Here is a 20,412-nt window from a genome sequence, read left to right as displayed (position 1 = left end):
GGCAATTATATGCATATAATGGGATTTATGGAGGCACTATGAGTGAAAATGAAGATCAAAATTTATCAAGGGGTTTAAAAAGCCGACATGTTCAGCTAATTGCAATTGGTGGGACAATTGGGACAGGACTTTTCTTGGGGGCTGGGCAATCCATTCACTTAGCTGGGCCATCAATTTTGTTGGCTTATGCGATTACCGGAATAGTTTGTTTCTGGTTAATGAGAGCATTGGGAGAGCTGCTTCTTTCCGATTTGTATTCAACTTCTTTTGTGGATTTTGTTACAAAATATTTAGGCAAACAAGTGGGATTCGTGACAGGTTGGACTTATTGGGTCTGTTGGGTCACGATTGCAATGGCTGAGATCACTGCTGCTGGATTATACATGCATTTTTGGTTTCCAAACTTACCACAGTGGATTCCAGGATTTGTGATTTTGTTAGTTTTATTAGTCATGAATCTAATTACTGTAGAACTTTTTGGTGAGACGGAGTTTTGGTTTTCCATCATTAAAATTGCAGCAATTTTAATGCTCATAATAACTGGAATCGTACTAGTCTTTATACATTACAAAACTTCTGTCGGACATGCTTCACTTTCAAATTTAGTGGCCTTTGGTGGCTTCTTTCCTAAAGGGATTAAAGGGTTTATTTTGTCATTTCAAATGGTAGTTTTTGCTTTTGTTGGTGTTGAAATGGTTGGCATGACAGCGGCAGAAACACAAGATCCTCGCAAGGTAATTCCTGAGGCAATAAATGATATTCCAATGCGAATTGGATTGTTTTATGTGGGAGCCTTATTTTTCTTGATGGCCATATTTCCATGGAAATATATCTCACCAACCTCTAGTCCCTTTGTCCAAGTTTTTCAAAACATTGGCATTAAAGGGACAGCGGCAATTATAAATTTTGTAGTATTAACTGCAGCAGCATCTGCTTGTAATAGTGCGTTATTTACGACAGGAAGAATGTTATTTTCGTTAAGTTACGGGAGTAAGTCAAAAGTAGGTAAGAAATTAGGTCGGTTATCGCATACTCAAGTACCGGCTAATGCTATATTGGTTTCGGCGCTAGTAATCGCTTTAGCAGTTATTTTAAATATTTTTGTTCCTGGAAAAGTCTTTACATTTATATCTAGTGTTGCTACAACTTGTTTTCTATTTATTTGGGGCGCAATTGTGCTAGCACACCTGAAGTACCGTAAGCAATTAAAAAATACAACGCATACTGATGTGAAGTTTAAGATGCCTTGGTATCCATATAGTGATTATATTGTATTGATTTTTTTAACCTTTGTTGGTTTTGTGTTGATATTAAAGGTTGATACACTGATCGCATTGATTGGTTCGTTACTTTGGTTTGCGGTTCTGAACTGTATTTACATTATGAGGAAAAAGAAGAAACATACAATTAAAAGGGATCAATAAAACGGGAGAAAGTAAATTTTTCTCGTTTTTTATTGTAAATTAAGCATAATAAAGAAAAATTAACCAGTTTTTAGCCGAGTGTTATATACTGGAATGGAACACATTGAAAATGAGGGATTGTTTTGAATTTTTTTACAGCTGATACACATTTTTTTCATAAGGATTTGTTGGGTGATAATGATTTTGCCCCGCGCCCATTTCCAGATGTTGAAACTATGAATCAAAGAATTATTAAAAATTGGAATGCCAAAGTGAAGTCGACAGATACGGTGTATCATTTGGGTGATATTGCGCTTTATTTTACCCATCCAGCAGGACTTTCAAACGAAGCAGTTTTTAGTGTATTGAAGTCTTTAAATGGTCATCTTGTTTTAATTAAGGGAAATCATGATAGTCGTGCTTTTTTCAAATATTTGGCTAGTCATAACTTTATGGTAGATGGGAAGCCCAAATTTGAGTTTCATGATGTGGGAGTGTTAATTAAGTTTAATCATCGGCAATATTATATGACACACTATCCAATGATGATGGGGATTGTCAAACAAATCATTAATTTACATGGCCATATTCATCATTATAGTGTAAATATCAAGGAAGACATAAATGTGGGTATTGATACTCCGGAAAAAGATTATTTGAATTACAAAATTCCCTTTGGAACACCATTCTCGGAAACGGATATTGAGCAAATGGTTCAAGGAAAGTTTGAGGATTTTGGCAAACGTGGTTAGAAACAAAATATAAGCTAATATAAAGAAAAAGGAGGCAGACGCATGACTAATGCTCAGAGTAAGGACGATAGTGACGAAAAAACAAATAGACGGCCTGTAATTAATACCGTTGATCTTTTAGACGATGCCAATATTTTGATAAATGGTCACCAGTATCAACTCGTTAGTGATGAGCGAAGCGCTTTTGATCGTGAACAGTTGGCTGAACGCTTTAGCCCGGTTTTAAGCAAGTATGACTATATTGTTGGTGATATTGGTTATGAACAGCTGCGGCTTCGTGGCTTTTATAGCAACGACGATCGGAATGCCAAGGACACTGAAAAGCAAAGTGCTATTCAAGACTATTTATTGGAATTTTGCAATTTTGGTTGTGCTTATTTTATTTTAAGAAATTTAAGTGTAAATAAACCAGCCAAGCAGCGTAGTTTGAGGACAAAGGAAACAACCAAAAAGCCAACCAATAAGAATGCTAGTAAAAATAAGCGTCCAAATAAGCGGGTACGTAAGTTCAAACAGAAACCTTTTGTTGAAGAAAAAATAACTGAACAAAAAGCTAAGCCAGTTAATCATAGACAAAATAAAATTACAGAAGTTCATAAAAGAGGCAAACGTTCATTCACAATAAGAGAGACTAAATGAGGAAGAAAAAATGATTTCAGATTATAAAGGATATTTAATTGATTTAGATGGAACAATTTATCGTGGTCGTGACCAAATTCCGGCAGCAGCTAGATTTGTCAAACGATTACAAGATACACATACTGATTTTTTGTTTGTGACGAACAATACAACCAAGTTACCAGAAGATGTAGCCAAAAACCTGCGGGATAATCATAATATTAATGTCACGGCCGATGAAGTCTATACAGCTGGACTGGCAACCGCTGATTATTTAGACGGGATAGCTGGCGACAAGCGTAAAGTTTATGTCATTGGTGAACTAGGGTTAAAGCAAGCACTTTTGAACAAAAAATTTACATTTGATGAGGTTCATCCAGACTGGGTGGTTGTTGGATTGGACTATGATGTTACTTATCATAAATTTGAATTAGCAACTTTGGCTATAAAACGAGGTGCGACATTCATTGGAACAAATGCAGATACAAATTTGCCTAATGAGCGAGGATTAGTTCCAGGAGCGGGTTCTTTAATTGGAATGGTAGAACGAGCTACCCAACAAAGAGCCACGTATGTTGGTAAACCAGAGACGATCATCATGCAAAAGGCAGTTAGACAAATTGGTTTAGCCAAGGAAGATGTGGTTATGGTTGGGGATAATTACATGACTGATATTTCGGCTGGAATTAATTTTGGTATTGACACGTTACTTGTGTATACCGGCGTTTCAACCCGTGAATTTGTAAAGAAGCAAGAAGTTCAACCGACTCATGAAATTCAGTCGTTTGATGAATGGAAGTAATAGTATGAAATGGCGTAGGCTTGGGCAGTGGTGTGCTTTTCATTTATTTGGAATCACTTTGTCAATTTTTTTAGTTATTAACTGTACATTTCTTTATAGTTGGACTTTGAAGTGGTATCACGTGTTGGCAACAGTCAATATGTCGAAAATACAGTTAATGCATAATTACCATCAGTTAATCTATTACTTAAGTTTTCCATGGATAAAACATTTAAAAATGACTGATTTTCCAAGCTCTAGTGCAGGACTGCAACACTTTGCAGACGTAAAAAATTTGTTTATGCTTAATGAAGTTGTTTTAGTAATTTCAGGAGTAATCTTTTTCTTTTTTATCCGTGAATTAATTAAAACAAAATCTCTTTGGCAAGTTATTCGACCACTACAGATTGCCGCTGTGGTTCCTATATTAGTGGCAGTTATGATGAGTATATCGTTTAATCAGTTTTTTATAGTTTTTCATGAATTGTTATTTAGAAATGATGACTGGATGTTTGACCCCCAAAAAGATCCGATTATAAATGCACTACCTGAGGAATTCTTTTTACAGTGTTTTGTACTAGTATTTATTTTTATTGAATGTTTTTATCTAATTTTTATTTGGATTGGAAGAAAGCAGATAAAAAAATAAGCCTTATATTCGGTTGTGAATATAAAGGCTTATTTTTTTATGCACTTTTACGTGCTTTTAAAAATGAAATGAGGATAGGAATTAACGAAATGAGGATAATTCCAATTACGATAGCTGAGAAATGCTGTTTGACAATCGGAAAATTTCCGAAGAAGTAACCGGCGCCACAACACAAGGCAACCCAGGTCGAAGCACCAAGCATATTAAAAACAATAAATTTACGATACTTGAACTGACTGCCTCCCGCCACGAATGGGGCGAAGGTCCGGATGATTGGCATATAACGAGCAAATGTTATTGAAATGCTACCATAATGATTGAGAAAATTACGTGATTCTTCGAGTTTTTGTTCATTGATAAACTTACCGAACAAATGATGTTCAGTCAGTGTATTACCAACCCAGCGGCCAATGAAAAAATTAGTAGAATCGCCAAGTACGGCTGCCAAGAAAAGTAAAAAAACAAAAATCCAAATATTTAGACCATACATGGGATTAGCTGAAAGAGCAGCAGCAGCAAACAATAGTGAATCGCCGGGTAGAAAAGGTAAAATCACTGCCCCAGTTTCAATGAAAATAATCGCAAACAAGATGAGATAGGTCCAATCACCAAATGCACTTACAATAGAAACTAAATGCGTATCAATATGTAAAATAAAATCAATAAGAAATGACACAATATTCCTCCGTGTTCAGTAAGCCAACTGTTATTTTGAAACAGGAGTATTGTATCATACTTCGACATTGGCTAAAATAAGGAATAAGAAATTATAAGCCTTGTGGTAATAAGTCAAGTATGTAAAAAGCTTTGTTTTTATTATTAATCAGTTCTTGAGAGTATAGCTTCCCCAGCCCACTAAAACAGTTAATTTAGCGGGTTAAGAAGGGACTCAGTATCGTAAACTCGAAAGCTATACCACTTTGGGTGGTATATAAAATTGATGGTTTCTAAGCAAGACTTCCACCAATCTTACAAGCTTTCGTGCCGTCAAGACAATAGCTCGACGATGACGATACTTGGGTACCTCTTCATATTTTTTGTGGTAATAGCGTTGGTAAGTAACATCATAACGTCTTATCGAGTTGGCAGCTTCAACTAGATAATAACGAAGATATTGATTACCCTTACGAGTTCGTGGTGTAGCTTGACGAACGCTTGTGCCTGATTCATGTGGTAACCAAGCCAGGCCAGCATACTTGGCAATATGACTTTCATCGGGAAAACGTTCAATTTGACCAATTTCTGCCACAATACCAGCCGCATAAACTGGGCCAATACCGGGAACACTAGTTAAACAATTGATATCTGTGATTTGAGTAGATATCTGTGTAATTGTTTTATCCAAAACTTGGATTTGTTTTTTTAACATCCGAATTTCATTCGCATAGACCGCCAAAATTTCATCAACAGAATCTGTTACGACTTTTGATAGGCGATAAGAAGAACGGGTTGCTTTCTTAATAGCTTTAGCAACGGCTTCGGCATCACCAAACTTACCGTGAGCTAACTGTTGAAGATGGGTGACTAATTCATCAAGAGGTAGCGCCGCTGCCTCGTCCAAGGTTAACTCTTCATCAGTAATTAGGGTCATCATAGTTGAACCAAAAACGGATGTTGGCAGCTCCCGTTCTAACGTATTACAACGATAATAAAGATTATTCAAAAAATGATTTTTAGAATCAGTCATTTGTTTAACCAAGTGATAACGTTCCCGTGTTAGACGTTGCAAAGCCACATAGTTTTCTTGGCGAGCAACTGAAGTTCCCAGTGGTTTGATCCGTAACAAATCAGCTAATTGTTTGGCATCAATCGCATCCGTCTTACCATCATCAAATAACTGGCTAAAATGATGTGACGTATAGGGGTTAATGGTGATAACCGATAAGCCTAAGGCTTGTAACTCGCTATCTTCGGCGAAAAAAGTCATCGGATGAAAATTATAGACCGAGGTGGCTTCCATACCAACAGTTATCTTTTCATAATGGTGGGTTTTAGTCTCAGTTAAGATTACCTGTTTAATTTTAACGGCACCATTAAGATCATTAGTAGTTTCATCTTGAAAACGGCAATGTTGATCAGAATCTAAAGCACAAAAGTCTAATTTATTTTTACCAACATCAATACCTAAATATAAATTCATAGGATAGGACCTCCTTTCACTTTGAATTAATTGGATAAGCTTAGGTGCTGCGTGATGTTCCCTAATTCCAACTCTAACGGGCATCCTCGCAATATAAGAAGACTAGATTAAAAGATTCAGCTGCGTGTCACGCGAGTGAACACGAATCAAATTAATCGCTACAGCTTGTGGTTTGCGGTGTTTCGAATTGTCTGGGCGGCGCGCTTATAACGTAGATAATCTACAGGAGATGAAAGCCTATACCAGTTGGACCTAAATCCAATGAACAATTAGAGAATATCACGCAACATCTAAGTAGGGAATAGTAAATAACAAAGTTTCAAATTATATAATACGAGGAGATGTTTAAAATGTTAAAGAATGGGGATGTTATTCAAGGCACAATTACTGGTATTAAGACATATGGAATTTTCTTAGAAAATCAAGAATTGAATTTTAAAGGACTGGTTCATATATCTGAATGTAGTGAAGAATTTGTCAAAGACTTAAACGATTTGTATAGGATAGGTCAGAATCTATCTTGTCTGGTTGTTGATATTGATCCAACTAATGCCCACGTTAGTTTATCGATTCGAGCACTGAAACAGAAAGTAAATGTTCATAGACATCCAATTCCAGAGTCTGTTCATGTTTATCATAAATTTTATTGGACCAATAATGAGAATAACATCGGATTTCAAAGTGTTGCTGATGAGTTAAAGAGTTGGAAGATTCAGGCTACACATGAATAAAAATTCTATACGTAGTTAGGAATTAAGCAAGCCGAAAGGAAAACTTCAAATAAATCCTTGACCGAGTAAAGTATTCTTGGTACTATATTAAATGTTGCTTCAAACGAAAGCAGATAATTGTTAAAGGTATTTGAAAATGATTGTTGACTTTTAGAATTTGAAATGATAAAGTTAAATAGTTGCGTTGAGGCGTTTAACGCTTCCAACAGTGACTTAGTAGACCTTTGAAAACTGAACAAAGTTTCGACAAAGTAAAATGTGTAGGGTCTTCAAATGAAAATTTTGAAGCAAACATTTGCGAAGTCAATTCGTTTTAAACAATGAAACAACAAATGAGCTTGTAAAAACTCAAGTATAATATGAGAGTTTGATCTTGGCTCAGGATGAACGCTGGCGGCGTGCCTAATACATGCAAGTCGGACGCACTTTCGTTGAATGATTTAGAGATGCTTGCATCGAAGATGATTTTAACTATAAAGTGAGTGGCGAACGGGTGAGTAACACGTGGGTAACCTGCCCAGAAGTGGGGGATAACACCTGGAAACAGATGCTAATACCGCATAATAAAGTAAACCGCATGGTTTTCTTTTAAAAGATGGCTTCGGCTATCACTTCTGGATGGACCCGCGGCGTATTAGCTAGTTGGTGAGATAAAGGCCCACCAAGGCTGTGATACGTAGCCGACCTGAGAGGGTAATCGGCCACATTGGGACTGAGACACGGCCCAGACTCCTACGGGAGGCAGCAGTAGGGAATCTTCCACAATGGACGAAAGTCTGATGGAGCAACGCCGCGTGAGTGATGAAGGCTTTAGGGTCGTAAAACTCTGTTGTTGGAGAAGAACGTGTGTGAGAGTAACTGCTCATGCAGTGACGGTATCCAACCAGAAAGCCACGGCTAACTACGTGCCAGCAGCCGCGGTAATACGTAGGTGGCAAGCGTTATCCGGATTTATTGGGCGTAAAGCGAGCGCAGGCGGTTTCTTAAGTCTAATGTGAAAGCCTTCGGCTTAACCGAAGAAGTGCATTGGAAACTGGGAAACTTGAGTGCAGAAGAGGACAGTGGAACTCCATGTGTAGCGGTGAAATGCGTAGATATATGGAAGAACACCAGTGGCGAAGGCGGCTGTCTGGTCTGTAACTGACGCTGAGGCTCGAAAGCATGGGTAGCGAACAGGATTAGATACCCTGGTAGTCCATGCCGTAAACGATGAATGCTAAGTGTTGGAGGGTTTCCGCCCTTCAGTGCTGCAGCTAACGCATTAAGCATTCCGCCTGGGGAGTACGACCGCAAGGTTGAAACTCAAAAGAATTGACGGGGGCCCGCACAAGCGGTGGAGCATGTGGTTTAATTCGAAGCTACGCGAAGAACCTTACCAGGTCTTGACATCTTCTGCTAACCTAAGAGATTAGGCGTTCCCTTCGGGGACAGAATGACAGGTGGTGCATGGTTGTCGTCAGCTCGTGTCGTGAGATGTTGGGTTAAGTCCCGCAACGAGCGCAACCCCTATTATTAGTTGCCAGCATTAAGTTGGGCACTCTAGTGAGACTGCCGGTGATAAACCGGAGGAAGGTGGGGACGACGTCAAATCATCATGCCCCTTATGACCTGGGCTACACACGTGCTACAATGGACGGTACAACGAGTTGCGAGACCGCGAGGTTAAGCTAATCTCTTAAAACCGTTCTCAGTTCGGACTGCAGGCTGCAACTCGCCTGCACGAAGTTGGAATCGCTAGTAATCGCGGATCAGCATGCCGCGGTGAATACGTTCCCGGGCCTTGTACACACCGCCCGTCACACCATGAGAGTTTGTAACACCCAAAGCCGGTGGAGTAACCTTCGGGAGCTAGCCGTCTAAGGTGGGACAGATGATTGGGGTGAAGTCGTAACAAGGTAGCCGTAGGAGAACCTGCGGCTGGATCACCTCCTTTCTAAGGATATTTAGAAACGGAAACCTACACATATGTCGAAACTTTGTTTAGTTTTGAGAGGTCTACTCTCAAATGTATACCGCGCGAAACGGGCCTATAGCTCAGCTGGTTTAGAGCGCACGCCTGATAAGCGTGAGGTCGATGGTTCAAGTCCATTTAGGCCCATTGATACATTTTTGGGGAATTAGCTCAGCTGGGAGAGCGCCTGCCTTGCACGCAGGAGGTCAGCGGTTCGATCCCGCTATTCTCCATTGACGGCTTAGCCGTCGAATTTGTTCTTTGAAAACTAAATAATATCGAAAAATTTTCTAATTTTAATTATCAGATAATTAAACCGAGAACATTGCGTTTTATAGAGTTTTACAACAAGATTAGTTCTTAAAATAATCGCTAAACTCAAAACCACTTTATCTTCGATAAAGTTAGGTTAAGTTATAAAGGGCGCATGGTGAATGCCTTGGCACTAGGAGCCGATGAAGGACGGGACTAACACCGATATGCTTCGGGGAGCTGTAAGTAAGCTTTGATCCGGAGATTTCCGAATGGGGAAACCCAACAACATTAATCCGTTGTTACCACTACGTGAATTCATAGCGTGGCTGGAGGTAGACGTGGGGAACTGAAACATCTCAGTACCCACAGGAAGAGAAAGAAAAATCGATTCCCTGAGTAGCGGCGAGCGAAAGGGGAACAGCCCAAACCAGGAAGCTTGCTTCCTGGGGTTGTAGGACTGAACATTTGAGTTACCAAAGATTTTCATAGCCGAACAGTCTGGGAAGACTGGCCAGAGCGGGTGATAGCCCCGTAGGCAAAATGAAGATCCCTCAGTTCAGGATCCTGAGTACGGCGGAACACGTGTAACTCCGTCGGAATCCGGGAGGACCATCTCCCAAGGCTAAATACTCCCTAGTGACCGATAGTGAACCAGTACCGTGAGGGAAAGGTGAAAAGCACCCCGGAAGGGGAGTGAAACAGTTCTTGAAACCATGTGCCTACAAGAAGTCAGAGCCCGTTAATGGGTGATGGCGTGCCTTTTGTAGAATGAACCGGCGAGTTACGTTTGCATGCCAGGTTAAGTTGAAGAAACGGAGCCGTAGCGAAAGCGAGTCTGAATAGGGCGACTGAGTATGCAGATGTAGACCCGAAACCAAGTGACCTACCCATGTCCAGGTTGAAGGTGCGGTAAAACGCACTGGAGGACCGAACTCGTGTACGTTGAAAAGTGCTGAGATGAGGTGTGGGTAGCGGTGAAATTCCAAACGAACTTGGAGATAGCTGGTTCTCTCCGAAATAGCTTTAGGGCTAGCCTCGGACTTAGGATCATGGAGGTAGAGCCACTGTTTGGACTAGGGGCCCATCTAGGGTTACTGAATTCAGATAAACTCCGAATGCCATTGATTTATGTCCGGGAGTCAGACGGTGAGTGATAAGATCCATCGTCGAAAGGGGAACAGCCCAGACCACCAGTTAAGGTCCCTAAATATATGTTAAGTGGAAAAGGATGTGGAGTTGCATAGACAACTAGGATGTTGGCTCAGAAGCAGCCATCATTTAAAGAGTGCGTAATAGCTCACTAGTCGAGTGATTCTGCGCCGAAAATGTACCGGGGCTTAAACATATTACCGAGACTGTGGATGCCACCGTAAGGTGGCGTGATAGGAGAGCGTTCTAAGGGCGATGAAGGCAGACCGTGAGGACTGTTGGAGCGCTTAGAAGTGAGAATGCCGGTATGAGTAGCGAAAGACAGGTGAGAATCCTGTCCACCGAATGACTAAGGTTTCCTGGGGAAGGCTCGTCCTCCCAGGGTTAGTCGGGACCTAAGTCGAGGCCGAGAGGCGTAGACGATGGATAACAGGTTGAGATTCCTGTACTAGTTAAACTTGTTTGAACAATGGAGGGACGCAGTAGGCTAAGGAAAGCACACAGTTGGATAAGTGTGCCCAAGCAACAAGTCTTAGATAGAGTCAAATGCTTTATCTTTTAAGGACAAGTTGTGATGGGGAGCGAAATTTAAGTAGCGAAGTTCCTGATGTCACACTGCCGAGAAAAGCTTCTAGTTAGAGTTTAACTACCCGTACCGCAAACCGACACAGGTAGTCGAGGAGAGTATCCTAAGGTGTGCGAGAGAACTCTCGTTAAGGAACTCGGCAAAATGACCCCGTAACTTCGGAAGAAGGGGTGCTGATCGCAAGATCAGCCGCAGTGAATAGGCCCAGGCGACTGTTTATCAAAAACACAGGTTTCTGCAAAATCGTAAGATGACGTATAGGGGCTGACACCTGCCCGGTGCTGGAAGGTTAAGTGAATGAGTTAGCTTCGGCGAAGCTTTGAAATGAAGCCCCAGTAAACGGCGGCCGTAACTATAACGGTCCTAAGGTAGCGAAATTCCTTGTCGGGTAAGTTCCGACCCGCACGAAAGGTGTAACGATCTGGGCACTGTCTCAACGAGAGACTCGGTGAAATTATAATACCCGTGAAGATGCGGGTTACCCGCGACAGGACGGAAAGACCCCATGGAGCTTTACTGTAGCTTGATATTGAGTGTTTGTACAACTTGTACAGGATAGGTAGGAGCCGTAGATACCGGAACGCTAGTTTCGGTGGAGGCGTTGGTGGGATACTACCCTCGTTGTGTGAACCCTCTAACCCGCGCCACTAAGCGTGGCGGGAGACAGTGTCAGGTGGGCAGTTTGACTGGGGCGGTCGCCTCCTAAAGAGTAACGGAGGCGCCCAAAGGTTCCCTCAGAATGGTTGGAAATCATTCGCAGAGTGTAAAGGCACAAGGGAGCTTGACTGCGAGACAGACAGGTCGAGCAGGGACGAAAGTCGGGCTTAGTGATCCGGTGGTACCGTATGGAAGGGCCATCGCTCAACGGATAAAAGCTACCCTGGGGATAACAGGCTTATCTCCCCCAAGAGTTCACATCGACGGGGAGGTTTGGCACCTCGATGTCGGCTCATCGCATCCTGGGGCTGTAGTCGGTCCCAAGGGTTGGGCTGTTCGCCCATTAAAGCGGTACGCGAGCTGGGTTCAGAACGTCGTGAGACAGTTCGGTCCCTATCCGTCGCGGGCGTAGGAAATTTGAGAGGATCTGTCCTTAGTACGAGAGGACCGGGATGGACATACCGCTGGTGTACCAGTTGTTCCGCCAGGAGCATCGCTGGGTAGCTACGTATGGATGAGATAAACGCTGAAAGCATCTAAGTGTGAAACTCGCCTCGAGATGAGATTTCCCATTCCATTTATGGAAGTAAGACCCCTGAGAGATGATCAGGTAGATAGGTTGGGAGTGGAAGTGTAGTGATACATGGAGCGGACCAATACTAATCGGTCGAGGACTTAACCACAAAGTGGTGTTCTCAAAGAGAAGATTTCGATATTATTTAGTTTTGAGAGAATAAATTTCTTTCACACGAGCCGCGGAAGTGGATCGGAGAAGTGTGGTGACGATAGTGAGAAGGATACACCTGTTCCCATGTCGAACACAGAAGTTAAGCTTCTTAACGCCGAGAGTAGTTGGGGGATCGCTCCCTGCGAGGGTAGGACGTTGCCATGCGTTTATTCCGGCATAGCTCAGTTGGTAGAGCCCCTGACTGTTAATCAGGTTGTCGACGGTTCGAGTCCGCCTGCCGGAGTTTAGTTTTGGATATGGAGAGTTGTCCGAGCTGGCCGAAGGAGCATGACTGGAAATCATGTAGACGGATTTATCCGTCTCAAGGGTTCGAATCCCTTACTCTCCGTTGTAATTAGTATGACCCGTTGGTCAAGTGGTTTAAGACACTGCCCTTTCACGGCAGTAACATGGGTTCGAATCCCGTACGGGTCATTTTTATGGAGAGTTAGCTCAGTTGGGAGAGCGTCTGCCTTACAAGCAGAGGGTCACAGGTTCGAGCCCTGTACTCTCCATTTAAATTATTGGTTCCATGGTCTAGTTGGTTTAGGACGCCTGCCTGTCACGCAGGAGATCACGAGTTCGAGTCTCGTTGGAACCGTTAAATGAATATTATATGTCATTTTTTGGCGCGATAGCTCAGTTGGTAGAGCAACGGATTGAAGCTCCGTGTGTCGGCAGTTCGAATCTGTCTCGCGCCATATATGGAAGGGTAGCGAAGTCTGGCTAAACGCGGCGGACTGTAAATCCGCTCCTTCGGGTTCGGTGGTTCGAATCCACTCCCTTCCATTTTTATAATAGGGATATAGTTTAATGGTAGAACTGCGGTCTCCAAAACCGTCGATGTGGGTTCAACTCCTACTATCCCTGCCATTGTTGGCGGTAGTGGCGAAGTGGTTAACGCACCGGTTTGTGGATCCGGCACGCGTGGGTTCGATTCCCACCTACCGCCCTTAGGATGATTGAGCGATTTTTAATCGTCCGTAGGTTAGAAGCTCATTAAGTTGAACTTAGGAAACCGATTAAATATAAAAAGATGCCGCTGTGGCGGAATTGGCAGACGCGCTGGACTCAAAATCCAGTTCCCTTTACCGGGAGTGTGGGTTCGACCCCCACCGGCGGCATTATTGCTCCCTTGAGGGGCTTTTTTTTTACCCTAAAATCCTATTAAACCGGCATTTGATAGAAACGGCGGGCTCCTAAATTACCCTAAAAAGCCCTAAAAAATCCATTAAGTGTGAACGTTTTGTGTACGCCATGTCTCTTGATTTTTCTCTTATTTCAAGAATGCCTTTATACCGGCGTTTATGAGCCTCTCTAAAATAGGAAATGTACACATAGTATTTATTTTTGTACGTAATTCATTGATCCAATCCCTTGGCGTTGTAGGGGATATATCGGGTCATTCAAAAAACTAAGTCGTACACATTTAAACTACAAGCAAATCAAATCATCAAGTAGAAAAGTTCTCTGTAATCGTGACCTAATTAACGCTTGTCATTTTCTTTAATGTACCTTAGTTTTGTGGATCTTTTACAAAGACATGATCGAGAATTGCAATTGTTTTATTACTTTCTTTATCCGACAAAGAACGCAAGAGGTGCGAGTATGTGTCTAGGGTGACGGATATTGATGCGTGGCCCAATCGTTTGGAGATGTAGTAGATAGATACACCCTCAGAAATAAGGAAACTGGCATGAGTGTGACGTAAAGCATGAAAAGTCACTTTCTTGATACCCAAACCGCCTTGGCTTTTAGGACCAGCTAATTTTTTTAATAAGTTACCAACACCGTTAGATCCAACAATATTTTGTCTATCATTTAAAAAAACTAAATTAGTTGGATTTTCTTCATTATTCTTGAAATGTGTCGATCGATTTTGCTTCAGATCGTAACAATTAGATAACCCGGTTTCTTCAAAATAAGAGCTCTGAATTAATTTCCAACTTTTAAGTTGCTTTACCAATTCCTGATTGATATCGATTGTGCGTTGAGAGCTTTCATTTTTTGTTGGCATGAATCCGCCATGATTTGCATAATCCCAGGCGCGTGAAACAGTTAATCGTTTTTCATTTAGGTCTATTTTATCCCAAGTGAGGGCACCAACTTCTTCAATTCGTAGACCAGTATAAAGAGCAGTAGTGATCATGATCTTTGATGCTGCTGAAATACGCAAGTCCTTACGACAATATGCTAAAAGTTTAAGCATGTCATCTTTTTCGAGATATTTTTCTTCTTCTGTTTTACCAGGCTGACCGTATACCGTGGCCGCCTCTGTAAAGTCCCGATGAAGCTTTCCGGTACGAACAGCTGCACGAATACTTGCTCGTGTCTGCGAATGAACCTTAGACACAGTTGCCTTGGCATGTTTTTCACCGAAATCTTTTAAAAATTTTTGGTATTTATCAAAAGTAATATCTTTTAGTGGTGTGTCCTGCCAGTAGCCTACCAGAACTCGATAGGTTTCTTTATAGCGCTTTTTGGTTGCTGACCGTAGACTAGCTTCTTTATACAAATGAAACCAATTAATAAAGTAGTCTGGTAAAGACTGCATGCTTTGAATGACGGCATCACCATTAAAATCACTTATCTCTTGAGAATTTGCCCAAATTTTAGCTTCCTTTTTTGTTCGAAAGCCTTGTTTACTAATTGGTTTTAAAACACCTCCTTGATTAACTCTCAGACGAGCTTGCCATCCAGTATTTCTTCTTGTAATGCTTGCCATAAAAAGAACCTCCGTTCGCTTTCTAATCGGAGTTCCTCATGCTAGAATGAACTTATAAGGGCACATCTGATTAGGGTGCTCCAATATTTATGATAAAACACACTAAACTTCTTGGCGGGAGAGAGTGTGTTTTTTGTTATACTAAATAATCTTCTAAAGAATAGGGAAGACCTAAATGATCTAGTTTTTCAAAAGGAGTTAGTTGATAGTAACTATCTTCTTCTCGTAACTGTGAATCCAATATTTCCATTGCAAAAGTGCTTGCTTCTTTTTCAGCCCAGTTTATCATTCCACTACTAGGCGTGTTGCGATAAAAAGTAGTGGAGAAGCCATGGTGTAAATAACAATGTCCTAACTCATGCGCAAGAACAAAATTTTTCCACGCAAAATTAATGGTTTGATTCAATGTAATTATATCAGTTCTTTTATAGTGATTTCGAATAGCGTAGGTGATATTCCCCATATCTGCTTCAAGAACAGTGATATTAGCTTTTTTAGCAATCAAAAAAGGATCATGTGTATCGTATTTTTTCATAATACGATCAGCTTCTGAAATTTCGTTTTTTTCAAATGCCATTGTTTATCAACTCACCCTCGAGTTTCATTTGTGCTACCTGTTTTATGTGCATATTGTTCGGAATGAGAAAAAGATAAGATAAAAGTTGAATTAGTTTTTTTTAAGTTTGTCTTTTTCAATCTCTAATAAAGTTATGTCCTCTGGATTCATATCATTGAAATCTGTACATTTACTAAGAATATTCAACACTTCTTGTGCTCTTTTTTTTAATTTTTGTTTATTGTCTTTTTCCATATAGTAGCCATCCTTTACTTTCGGTATTTTTTTGGTGTGAATTTTTTCCGAGATTCGATCTGAGCAGCCTGTAAAGCAGCCTGCATAGCAATTCTAAGTTTTTGTTTATCTTCCTCTGTCATTGGTTCTCCATAGAAATTAGTTTCGGACTCGGAATCTAACCCTTCTAGCATACGATCGACTTGAACACCGATATCCACAATATCTTGCTTATTTAAATCGTAGTAATTAGTTTTGTTGGATCTACCAAGGAGGTAATCGGTAGATACATCCAAATAGTCCGCTACTTTTTGTAAACGGTCAGAGGTTGGTTGTTTTTTATCCCAACGATAAATTGTGTTTTCTCCCATACCAAGCTTGATAGAAAGTTGTTTTAGGTTGAGGTTCCTTTTGTTGGCTAATTCTTTAATTCTTGAAACAGTACTCATCGCTGTCACCTTTCTATATAAAAGAAGTATCGTTAATGATAAAAAAATCTTGACAAGTACCACGTGTGGTTCTAAACTGAATTTAGCATAAGAAATAAATCAACAGTTTATATTTCCAGTTTGGTGATATGTCAGGGGTTATTCCTACATTTCAATGAAATATTAAGGAAAAAAATAGAAATTAAATATCACGGCTAGATAGGATATTAACTTTTATTTCTGTATGCTTATATAGTATCACAAGTGATACCAAACGTAAACAAAAATATCAAATAAAGGAGAAAAAAGTGAAAATTGAAAGAATCTTTAGTCAAAAATATTAGAAAAGCCGCTGCATTAAAAAATTTAACACTTGAACAAGTTGGTGAAAAATCGGGAGTGGGTAAAAAGTCTATATATAGATGGGATAGGGTGCAGCCCAAGATTAGTAGTGTTGAAAAAGTTGGTGAATTTTTGAACATGGATTATCGCTTGTTACTACCAAAGGAGGTCAAAAGTTTTGCAAAGTAAAACAATAGCTGTCGAATTTCCAGTTCCTGATTTTTCTGAGTCACTTTATAAAAAGGCAATGGAGTCGGTTGAAGGTCGTTGTTGGAAAATGGCCGACTTAAGAGATTGGACTGGTGGAAAAAAAGAAGAATGGATAAAGAAATACATTATAGAAAATCCAAGATATAGTCGGGAAATAAACAAAATGGAAAAGAATGGACAAATTATTGTTAGTAAGGGAAGTGGTAGTCCTTGGAGATTTAAAGCAACAACAATGGCTTGCTTCCTTGAACGCCATTTTGAAGAGTTACCTTGGGATAAGTCTAAGTAATGGGAGATGGAAAAATGAACGGAGCAGCAACACAAAATGATAGTAATAAAGTCCCAAGTTTAAGTACTGATATTAATGTAATTTCGTCGGAAATTAAGGGATACCAGCAAATGGCAGGACAGTCAATTTTTGAAATTGGGCGTCGGCTTAGTTGGGTAAAAGAAAATGATTTAGTACATGGTGAATGGCTTAACTGGCTTGATTCAATAAATATTGAAAAAACGTTTGCTAAACGTGCCATGAAAATTGCAAAGGAGCTAAATGGTGCCCCGGGGCACCATTTGAATCAGTTAGGTGTGAAAGCTTTGTATGAGATTGCTTCTTTGCCTGAGGAGGAACGTGATAAGGATCAAGTTACGTCCGCTGGTGAAATTAAGAAGCCTGATGAGATGACTGTTCGTGAATTGCGTGATCTTAAGAAAAAGTTGCATGAAGCACAGGGAGATTTACATCAAGTTTCAGCTGAAAATGAACAATTACAAAATCAAATTGAGACTCATGAAGAAACAATCGCGAAACAAAGTCAAAAATTTAATGAACTTTTGAGTAAAAAGCAAGAAGTCAAAGAAGTTCCAGGTGATCCAGTTGAAGTTGAACCAGCTGATTATCAAAAAATTAAACAGGATAATCAAAAAATGATTAGTGAAAAGAAACAAATGGCTCGTCAAGTACAGGCCGCTAAGAATTCTGAACAGTTTCAAATGGCAAAGGTTCAGGCCCTTCAAAAGCAATTAGATGACACCAAGGAAGGTACCGAAGAATTTAAAACCATGAAAAAACAGTTGCAAAATCTGCAATCCAAATACTCCGATGCTAGTAACAAATTAACTGGTGTTCAAGATTATCAAAAAGTTTTTGAAGCCGCTACGAAACTTATTTCAACGGTGGCACCAATCATGTATTCCGGAACGCTTAAGTATGTAGATGCTGACTCACTAGCGGCACAGAAGGCCGATGATATTGCTAATTCCATGATTGATTTCGGGAATGCCCTGCATGAAAGGATTCCACACCATGGTGAAAAACAACGTATAAATATCGGTAAAGACAATGTTATCGAAGGTGATATAGATGAACAGTGATTTGAGAGGAGCAAGCAGCATGAATAGTGATAAAGAGGTTTCAGTTAGCAAGAATACGGAACCAGTTAATGAAAAGCTTCCAAAGGTTTTTAAAGAAATTGGTCATAGGTTACGTAACACGGATGAAAAACTGATTGATCATGACTCACGTTTAAAAAAACTAGAAGGTCAGGAAAGTATTAACGCCATTGAGGGTGGTCGCTTGGACAAAACAATTGTTAAGCGGGCTACAAATATTGTTGGTGGCTATCAGTCAAATGCTTATCAAGATGGACACACCTATGCCATGATTTCTCGAGAATTACGTAAAGCCGTTACACGCAGATTCGGGGTTAAAAGTGCCAAAGAAGTATTACGCAAGGACTTAGATAGTGCTAGTGAATTGGTGGAGAGTTGGCAACCATCTTCTGATATTTCTGATGACATCGCGCTTGTAAATGCTGGGCCACGCGTTGAAAAAAAGAAGTCTCCTAAGTTAACTACAAAGCAGCGTAAAACTTTGGAGGTGTTCTTAAATGCATTAAATAAACACACTGCCAGTAGTATGAATCGATTAGATCAGGTCTTGAGTAGTTTAGATAATTTGAGTGGTGTAGAAGACGATAAATTCGATGCGGCAATGGATAAATTTGACAGTTTTGTGGATAGCATTGCACGCTCTGAGAGGCCAAATAAGCACGTTAAAAAGTAGGTGGTGAATTATGGCTGACAAGCGATACTACTGGATCAAGGTTAGTTCTGATTGGTTTCAGAGCCCAGAAGTAAAGGTACTAAGAAAACTTCCGGGTGGTGATACCTATGCATTGATTTACCTTGAAATGATGGTGCTCTCAGCTCCAGATGGCGGTTATATTTATTTCGAACATATCGCTAGTGATTTTGCTGAAGAATTGGCAATTCGATTAGATGAAAAAAAAGAAGCCGTATCAATTTTGCTTAGCTGGCTGGAAGCAAAAAAATTAGTTTCGGAAGGTAAATCAACAGATATTATTCATTTTGATCGAATTGATGAAATGACTGGTTCCGAAACAGATGCAGCACGAAGAATGCGATTAAAACGTATGAGGCATCCAAAACTAGTAAACAATAATACAAATTTGAAACTAAATAATACCAACAGCCTCCCACGTAACAATGTTCAAAAATGTTCGACATCTAGAGTCAGAGATAGAGACAGAGTTAGAGATAAAGATAAACTTAAAAAGCTACAAAATAACTTCGAGCAATTATGGAATCTGTTCCCGGTAACAAGAAGAGTAGGTAAAGAAGACGGTCTTAAAGCATATATCAAAGCGGTAAACGAAGGCATTAAAGAAAACGAGATTAGTCGAGGTACGAAAAATTATTTGAAATTCGTTAAAATTCAAAATTATTCTGAAACATATATTAAGCTAGTCTCCAACTTCTTCATTTACAGAACTTGGAAGCAATATATGTCATTACCTGAAGCAGCTTTAAAAAAACAAGGGGACAAAGTTAAAGAGCACCTTCCTGATTGGGCTCAAGGGGATAGTCAAACAAAACTTACAGAATCTCCAATTAATCCAGAAGCAAAGAAAAAATTAGATCAGCAGTTAGCTCAAATACGTAATTTTAATAACAATGAGGTGAATTAGATGTTACAAAAACGATCAAAAATAGCGGTTCAAAATTTCCGACTGAAAACTAAACGTGAACAAAAGATCGGGATGGCATTGTTGTATTTGATATCGATTTTAGTAGCTTCTGGAATTTTAATCGTTTTACTGAGCACATTGGGAGAATTACAATTTTTAAAATAAGGAGTGGTGAAGATGATTCAAGTAGGAGATCAAGTGAAATGGATAGATCCTTTATATTTCAATACCGTTGAAGTTCACTTTTTTCAACCAGTTACAGAAATTTTGATTGCACATCCAACTAATGGAAGATTACTTAAGAAAAAAGGGTATGTGTTCCATCTTCCGAAGAGTTTACGTTCTTCAGGAATTGAGAGTGGATCAGTAGTCGTAGTTGCTTCCCAAGGCAGACTTAATCATTCAAACGTCAATTATGATCAGGCAGTAGTAACGAAGGTTTGGCGTGAAGAATTTGAATTGACTGATCGAAAATACAAGCCAGTGGTCGCCAATCTTTATTGTGATTACCGAGGTAAGTTCTAATGACGG

Annotated in this window: 19 protein-coding genes, 12 tRNA genes and 3 rRNA genes; 28 read left to right on the top strand and 6 right to left on the bottom strand. The window is 40.1% G+C overall.

Going from position 1 to position 20,412, the window contains the following annotated elements; genetic code table 11:
• Window positions 1-38: 38 nt before the first annotated feature.
• The 5 genes from PI20285_RS06020 (at window position 39) to PI20285_RS06000 (ending at window position 4,203) form a co-directional block, all read left to right on the top strand.
• Window positions 39-1,424, top strand: coding sequence for an amino acid permease (locus tag PI20285_RS06020; protein WP_057775138.1), 1,386 nt, complete (start codon window positions 39-41; stop codon window positions 1,422-1,424).
• A gap of 122 nt (window positions 1,425-1,546) precedes the next feature.
• The gene (locus PI20285_RS06015) at window positions 1,547-2,155 is read left to right on the top strand and encodes a metallophosphoesterase family protein (protein WP_057775141.1); all 609 of its coding nucleotides are present in this window, start codon (window positions 1,547-1,549) and stop codon (window positions 2,153-2,155) included.
• A 42-nt stretch (window positions 2,156-2,197) separates the two neighbouring features.
• On the top strand, window positions 2,198-2,794 hold the full coding sequence (locus PI20285_RS06010; RefSeq protein ID WP_057775144.1) for a YutD family protein: 597 nt from the start codon (window positions 2,198-2,200) through the stop codon (window positions 2,792-2,794).
• A gap of 10 nt (window positions 2,795-2,804) precedes the next feature.
• Entirely contained in the window at window positions 2,805-3,575 is a 771-nt protein-coding gene (locus PI20285_RS06005; RefSeq protein WP_057775147.1) for a TIGR01457 family HAD-type hydrolase, read from the top strand.
• The gene (locus tag PI20285_RS06000) at window positions 3,544-4,203 is read left to right on the top strand and encodes a TIGR01906 family membrane protein (RefSeq protein ID WP_082623317.1); all 660 of its coding nucleotides are present in this window, start codon (window positions 3,544-3,546) and stop codon (window positions 4,201-4,203) included. The genes PI20285_RS06005 and PI20285_RS06000 overlap by 32 nt, the downstream gene beginning before the upstream one ends.
• 37 nt (window positions 4,204-4,240) lie before the next feature.
• On the opposite strand, the gene PI20285_RS05995 is transcribed toward PI20285_RS06000, so the two are convergent.
• The gene (locus PI20285_RS05995) at window positions 4,241-4,879 is read right to left on the bottom strand and encodes a VTT domain-containing protein (RefSeq protein WP_057775152.1); all 639 of its coding nucleotides are present in this window, start codon (window positions 4,877-4,879) and stop codon (window positions 4,241-4,243) included.
• 234 nt (window positions 4,880-5,113) lie between these two features.
• Window positions 5,114-6,343 (bottom strand): IS110 family RNA-guided transposase, encoded by a 1,230-nt coding sequence (locus PI20285_RS05990; protein ID WP_057775612.1) that lies wholly within the window; start codon window positions 6,341-6,343, stop codon window positions 5,114-5,116.
• A gap of 350 nt (window positions 6,344-6,693) precedes the next feature.
• Between PI20285_RS05990 and PI20285_RS05985 the strand changes: the two genes are divergently transcribed.
• The 16 genes from PI20285_RS05985 to PI20285_RS05910 all read left to right on the top strand — a co-directional run bounded on the left by PI20285_RS05985 (window position 6,694) and on the right by PI20285_RS05910 (window position 13,523).
• Complete coding sequence (locus PI20285_RS05985) at window positions 6,694-7,074, top strand: S1 RNA-binding domain-containing protein (protein WP_063696521.1); 381 nt, start codon at window positions 6,694-6,696, stop codon at window positions 7,072-7,074.
• Window positions 7,075-7,429: 355 nt separating this feature from the next.
• Window positions 7,430-9,007, top strand: a 16S ribosomal RNA gene (locus PI20285_RS05980).
• A 90-nt stretch (window positions 9,008-9,097) separates the two neighbouring features.
• Window positions 9,098-9,172 (top strand) — tRNA-Ile (locus PI20285_RS05975).
• A gap of 13 nt (window positions 9,173-9,185) precedes the next feature.
• Window positions 9,186-9,258: transfer RNA gene (locus tag PI20285_RS05970), tRNA-Ala, on the top strand.
• A 174-nt stretch (window positions 9,259-9,432) separates the two neighbouring features.
• Window positions 9,433-12,355, top strand: a 23S ribosomal RNA gene (locus tag PI20285_RS05965).
• Window positions 12,356-12,447: 92 nt separating this feature from the next.
• A 5S ribosomal RNA gene (gene rrf / locus PI20285_RS05960) occupies window positions 12,448-12,564 on the top strand.
• The 16S, 23S and 5S rRNA genes sit together here with 12 tRNA genes alongside, the layout of an rRNA operon.
• 6 nt (window positions 12,565-12,570) lie before the next feature.
• A tRNA-Asn gene (locus PI20285_RS05955) sits at window positions 12,571-12,643 on the top strand.
• 15 nt (window positions 12,644-12,658) lie between these two features.
• Window positions 12,659-12,748, top strand: a tRNA-Ser gene (locus PI20285_RS05950).
• Between the two features lie 13 nt (window positions 12,749-12,761).
• Window positions 12,762-12,834: transfer RNA gene (locus PI20285_RS05945), tRNA-Glu, on the top strand.
• Window positions 12,835-12,841: 7 nt separating this feature from the next.
• A tRNA-Val gene (locus PI20285_RS05940) sits at window positions 12,842-12,914 on the top strand.
• Window positions 12,915-12,925: 11 nt separating this feature from the next.
• A tRNA-Asp gene (locus tag PI20285_RS05935) sits at window positions 12,926-13,000 on the top strand.
• A gap of 27 nt (window positions 13,001-13,027) precedes the next feature.
• Window positions 13,028-13,100 (top strand) — tRNA-Phe (locus PI20285_RS05930).
• A gap of 5 nt (window positions 13,101-13,105) precedes the next feature.
• A tRNA-Tyr gene (locus tag PI20285_RS05925) sits at window positions 13,106-13,188 on the top strand.
• A 10-nt stretch (window positions 13,189-13,198) separates the two neighbouring features.
• Window positions 13,199-13,272: transfer RNA gene (locus tag PI20285_RS05920), tRNA-Trp, on the top strand.
• A 6-nt stretch (window positions 13,273-13,278) separates the two neighbouring features.
• Window positions 13,279-13,351, top strand: a tRNA-His gene (locus PI20285_RS05915).
• An 86-nt stretch (window positions 13,352-13,437) separates the two neighbouring features.
• Window positions 13,438-13,523 (top strand) — tRNA-Leu (locus tag PI20285_RS05910).
• A gap of 392 nt (window positions 13,524-13,915) precedes the next feature.
• Here PI20285_RS05910 and PI20285_RS05905 read toward each other — a convergent pair.
• The 4 genes from PI20285_RS05905 to PI20285_RS05895 all read right to left on the bottom strand — a co-directional run bounded on the left by PI20285_RS05905 (window position 13,916) and on the right by PI20285_RS05895 (window position 16,363).
• A complete protein-coding gene (locus tag PI20285_RS05905; protein WP_057773643.1) occupies window positions 13,916-15,124 on the bottom strand; it encodes a site-specific integrase in 1,209 nt (402 codons plus the stop codon).
• Between the two features lie 136 nt (window positions 15,125-15,260).
• Window positions 15,261-15,701 carry an ImmA/IrrE family metallo-endopeptidase gene (locus PI20285_RS05900; protein WP_057773644.1) on the bottom strand — a complete coding sequence of 147 codons (441 nt, stop codon included), beginning with the start codon at window positions 15,699-15,701 and terminating at the stop codon, window positions 15,261-15,263.
• Between the two features lie 90 nt (window positions 15,702-15,791).
• Window positions 15,792-15,935 (bottom strand): hypothetical protein, encoded by a 144-nt coding sequence (locus PI20285_RS11625; RefSeq protein ID WP_156406516.1) that lies wholly within the window; start codon window positions 15,933-15,935, stop codon window positions 15,792-15,794.
• A gap of 14 nt (window positions 15,936-15,949) precedes the next feature.
• Window positions 15,950-16,363, bottom strand: coding sequence for a helix-turn-helix domain-containing protein (locus tag PI20285_RS05895; RefSeq protein WP_057773646.1), 414 nt, complete (start codon window positions 16,361-16,363; stop codon window positions 15,950-15,952).
• A 294-nt stretch (window positions 16,364-16,657) separates the two neighbouring features.
• Here PI20285_RS05895 and PI20285_RS05890 point away from each other — a divergent pair, with 294 nt between their 5' ends.
• From PI20285_RS05890 to PI20285_RS05865, 7 genes are read left to right on the top strand one after another with little or no spacing between them, the layout of a single operon-like run.
• Entirely contained in the window at window positions 16,658-16,873 is a 216-nt protein-coding gene (locus tag PI20285_RS05890) for a helix-turn-helix domain-containing protein (protein ID WP_057773647.1), read from the top strand.
• Window positions 16,863-17,183: a DUF771 domain-containing protein gene (locus tag PI20285_RS05885; RefSeq protein ID WP_057773650.1), complete on the top strand. Its 321-nt coding sequence runs from the start codon at window positions 16,863-16,865 to the stop codon at window positions 17,181-17,183. The genes PI20285_RS05890 and PI20285_RS05885 overlap by 11 nt, the downstream gene beginning before the upstream one ends.
• A gap of 14 nt (window positions 17,184-17,197) precedes the next feature.
• Entirely contained in the window at window positions 17,198-18,265 is a 1,068-nt protein-coding gene (locus tag PI20285_RS05880; protein WP_057773652.1) for a DUF3102 domain-containing protein, read from the top strand.
• A 19-nt stretch (window positions 18,266-18,284) separates the two neighbouring features.
• Entirely contained in the window at window positions 18,285-18,956 is a 672-nt protein-coding gene (locus PI20285_RS05875; protein ID WP_057773654.1) for an ORF6C domain-containing protein, read from the top strand.
• A 10-nt stretch (window positions 18,957-18,966) separates the two neighbouring features.
• Window positions 18,967-19,881 carry a phage replisome organizer N-terminal domain-containing protein gene (locus PI20285_RS05870; protein ID WP_057773656.1) on the top strand — a complete coding sequence of 305 codons (915 nt, stop codon included), beginning with the start codon at window positions 18,967-18,969 and terminating at the stop codon, window positions 19,879-19,881.
• The gene (locus PI20285_RS11620) at window positions 19,882-20,046 is read left to right on the top strand and encodes a hypothetical protein (protein ID WP_156406517.1); all 165 of its coding nucleotides are present in this window, start codon (window positions 19,882-19,884) and stop codon (window positions 20,044-20,046) included.
• Between the two features lie 12 nt (window positions 20,047-20,058).
• A complete protein-coding gene (locus tag PI20285_RS05865; protein WP_057773658.1) occupies window positions 20,059-20,406 on the top strand; it encodes a DUF5839 family protein in 348 nt (115 codons plus the stop codon).
• Window positions 20,407-20,412: the final 6 nt, after the last annotated feature.

Origin of the sequence: Pediococcus inopinatus (genome assembly GCF_002982135.1) — a bacterium.
GTDB lineage: Bacteria > Bacillota > Bacilli > Lactobacillales > Lactobacillaceae > Pediococcus > Pediococcus inopinatus.
This window is presented reverse-complemented; position numbering and strand designations above follow the sequence as displayed.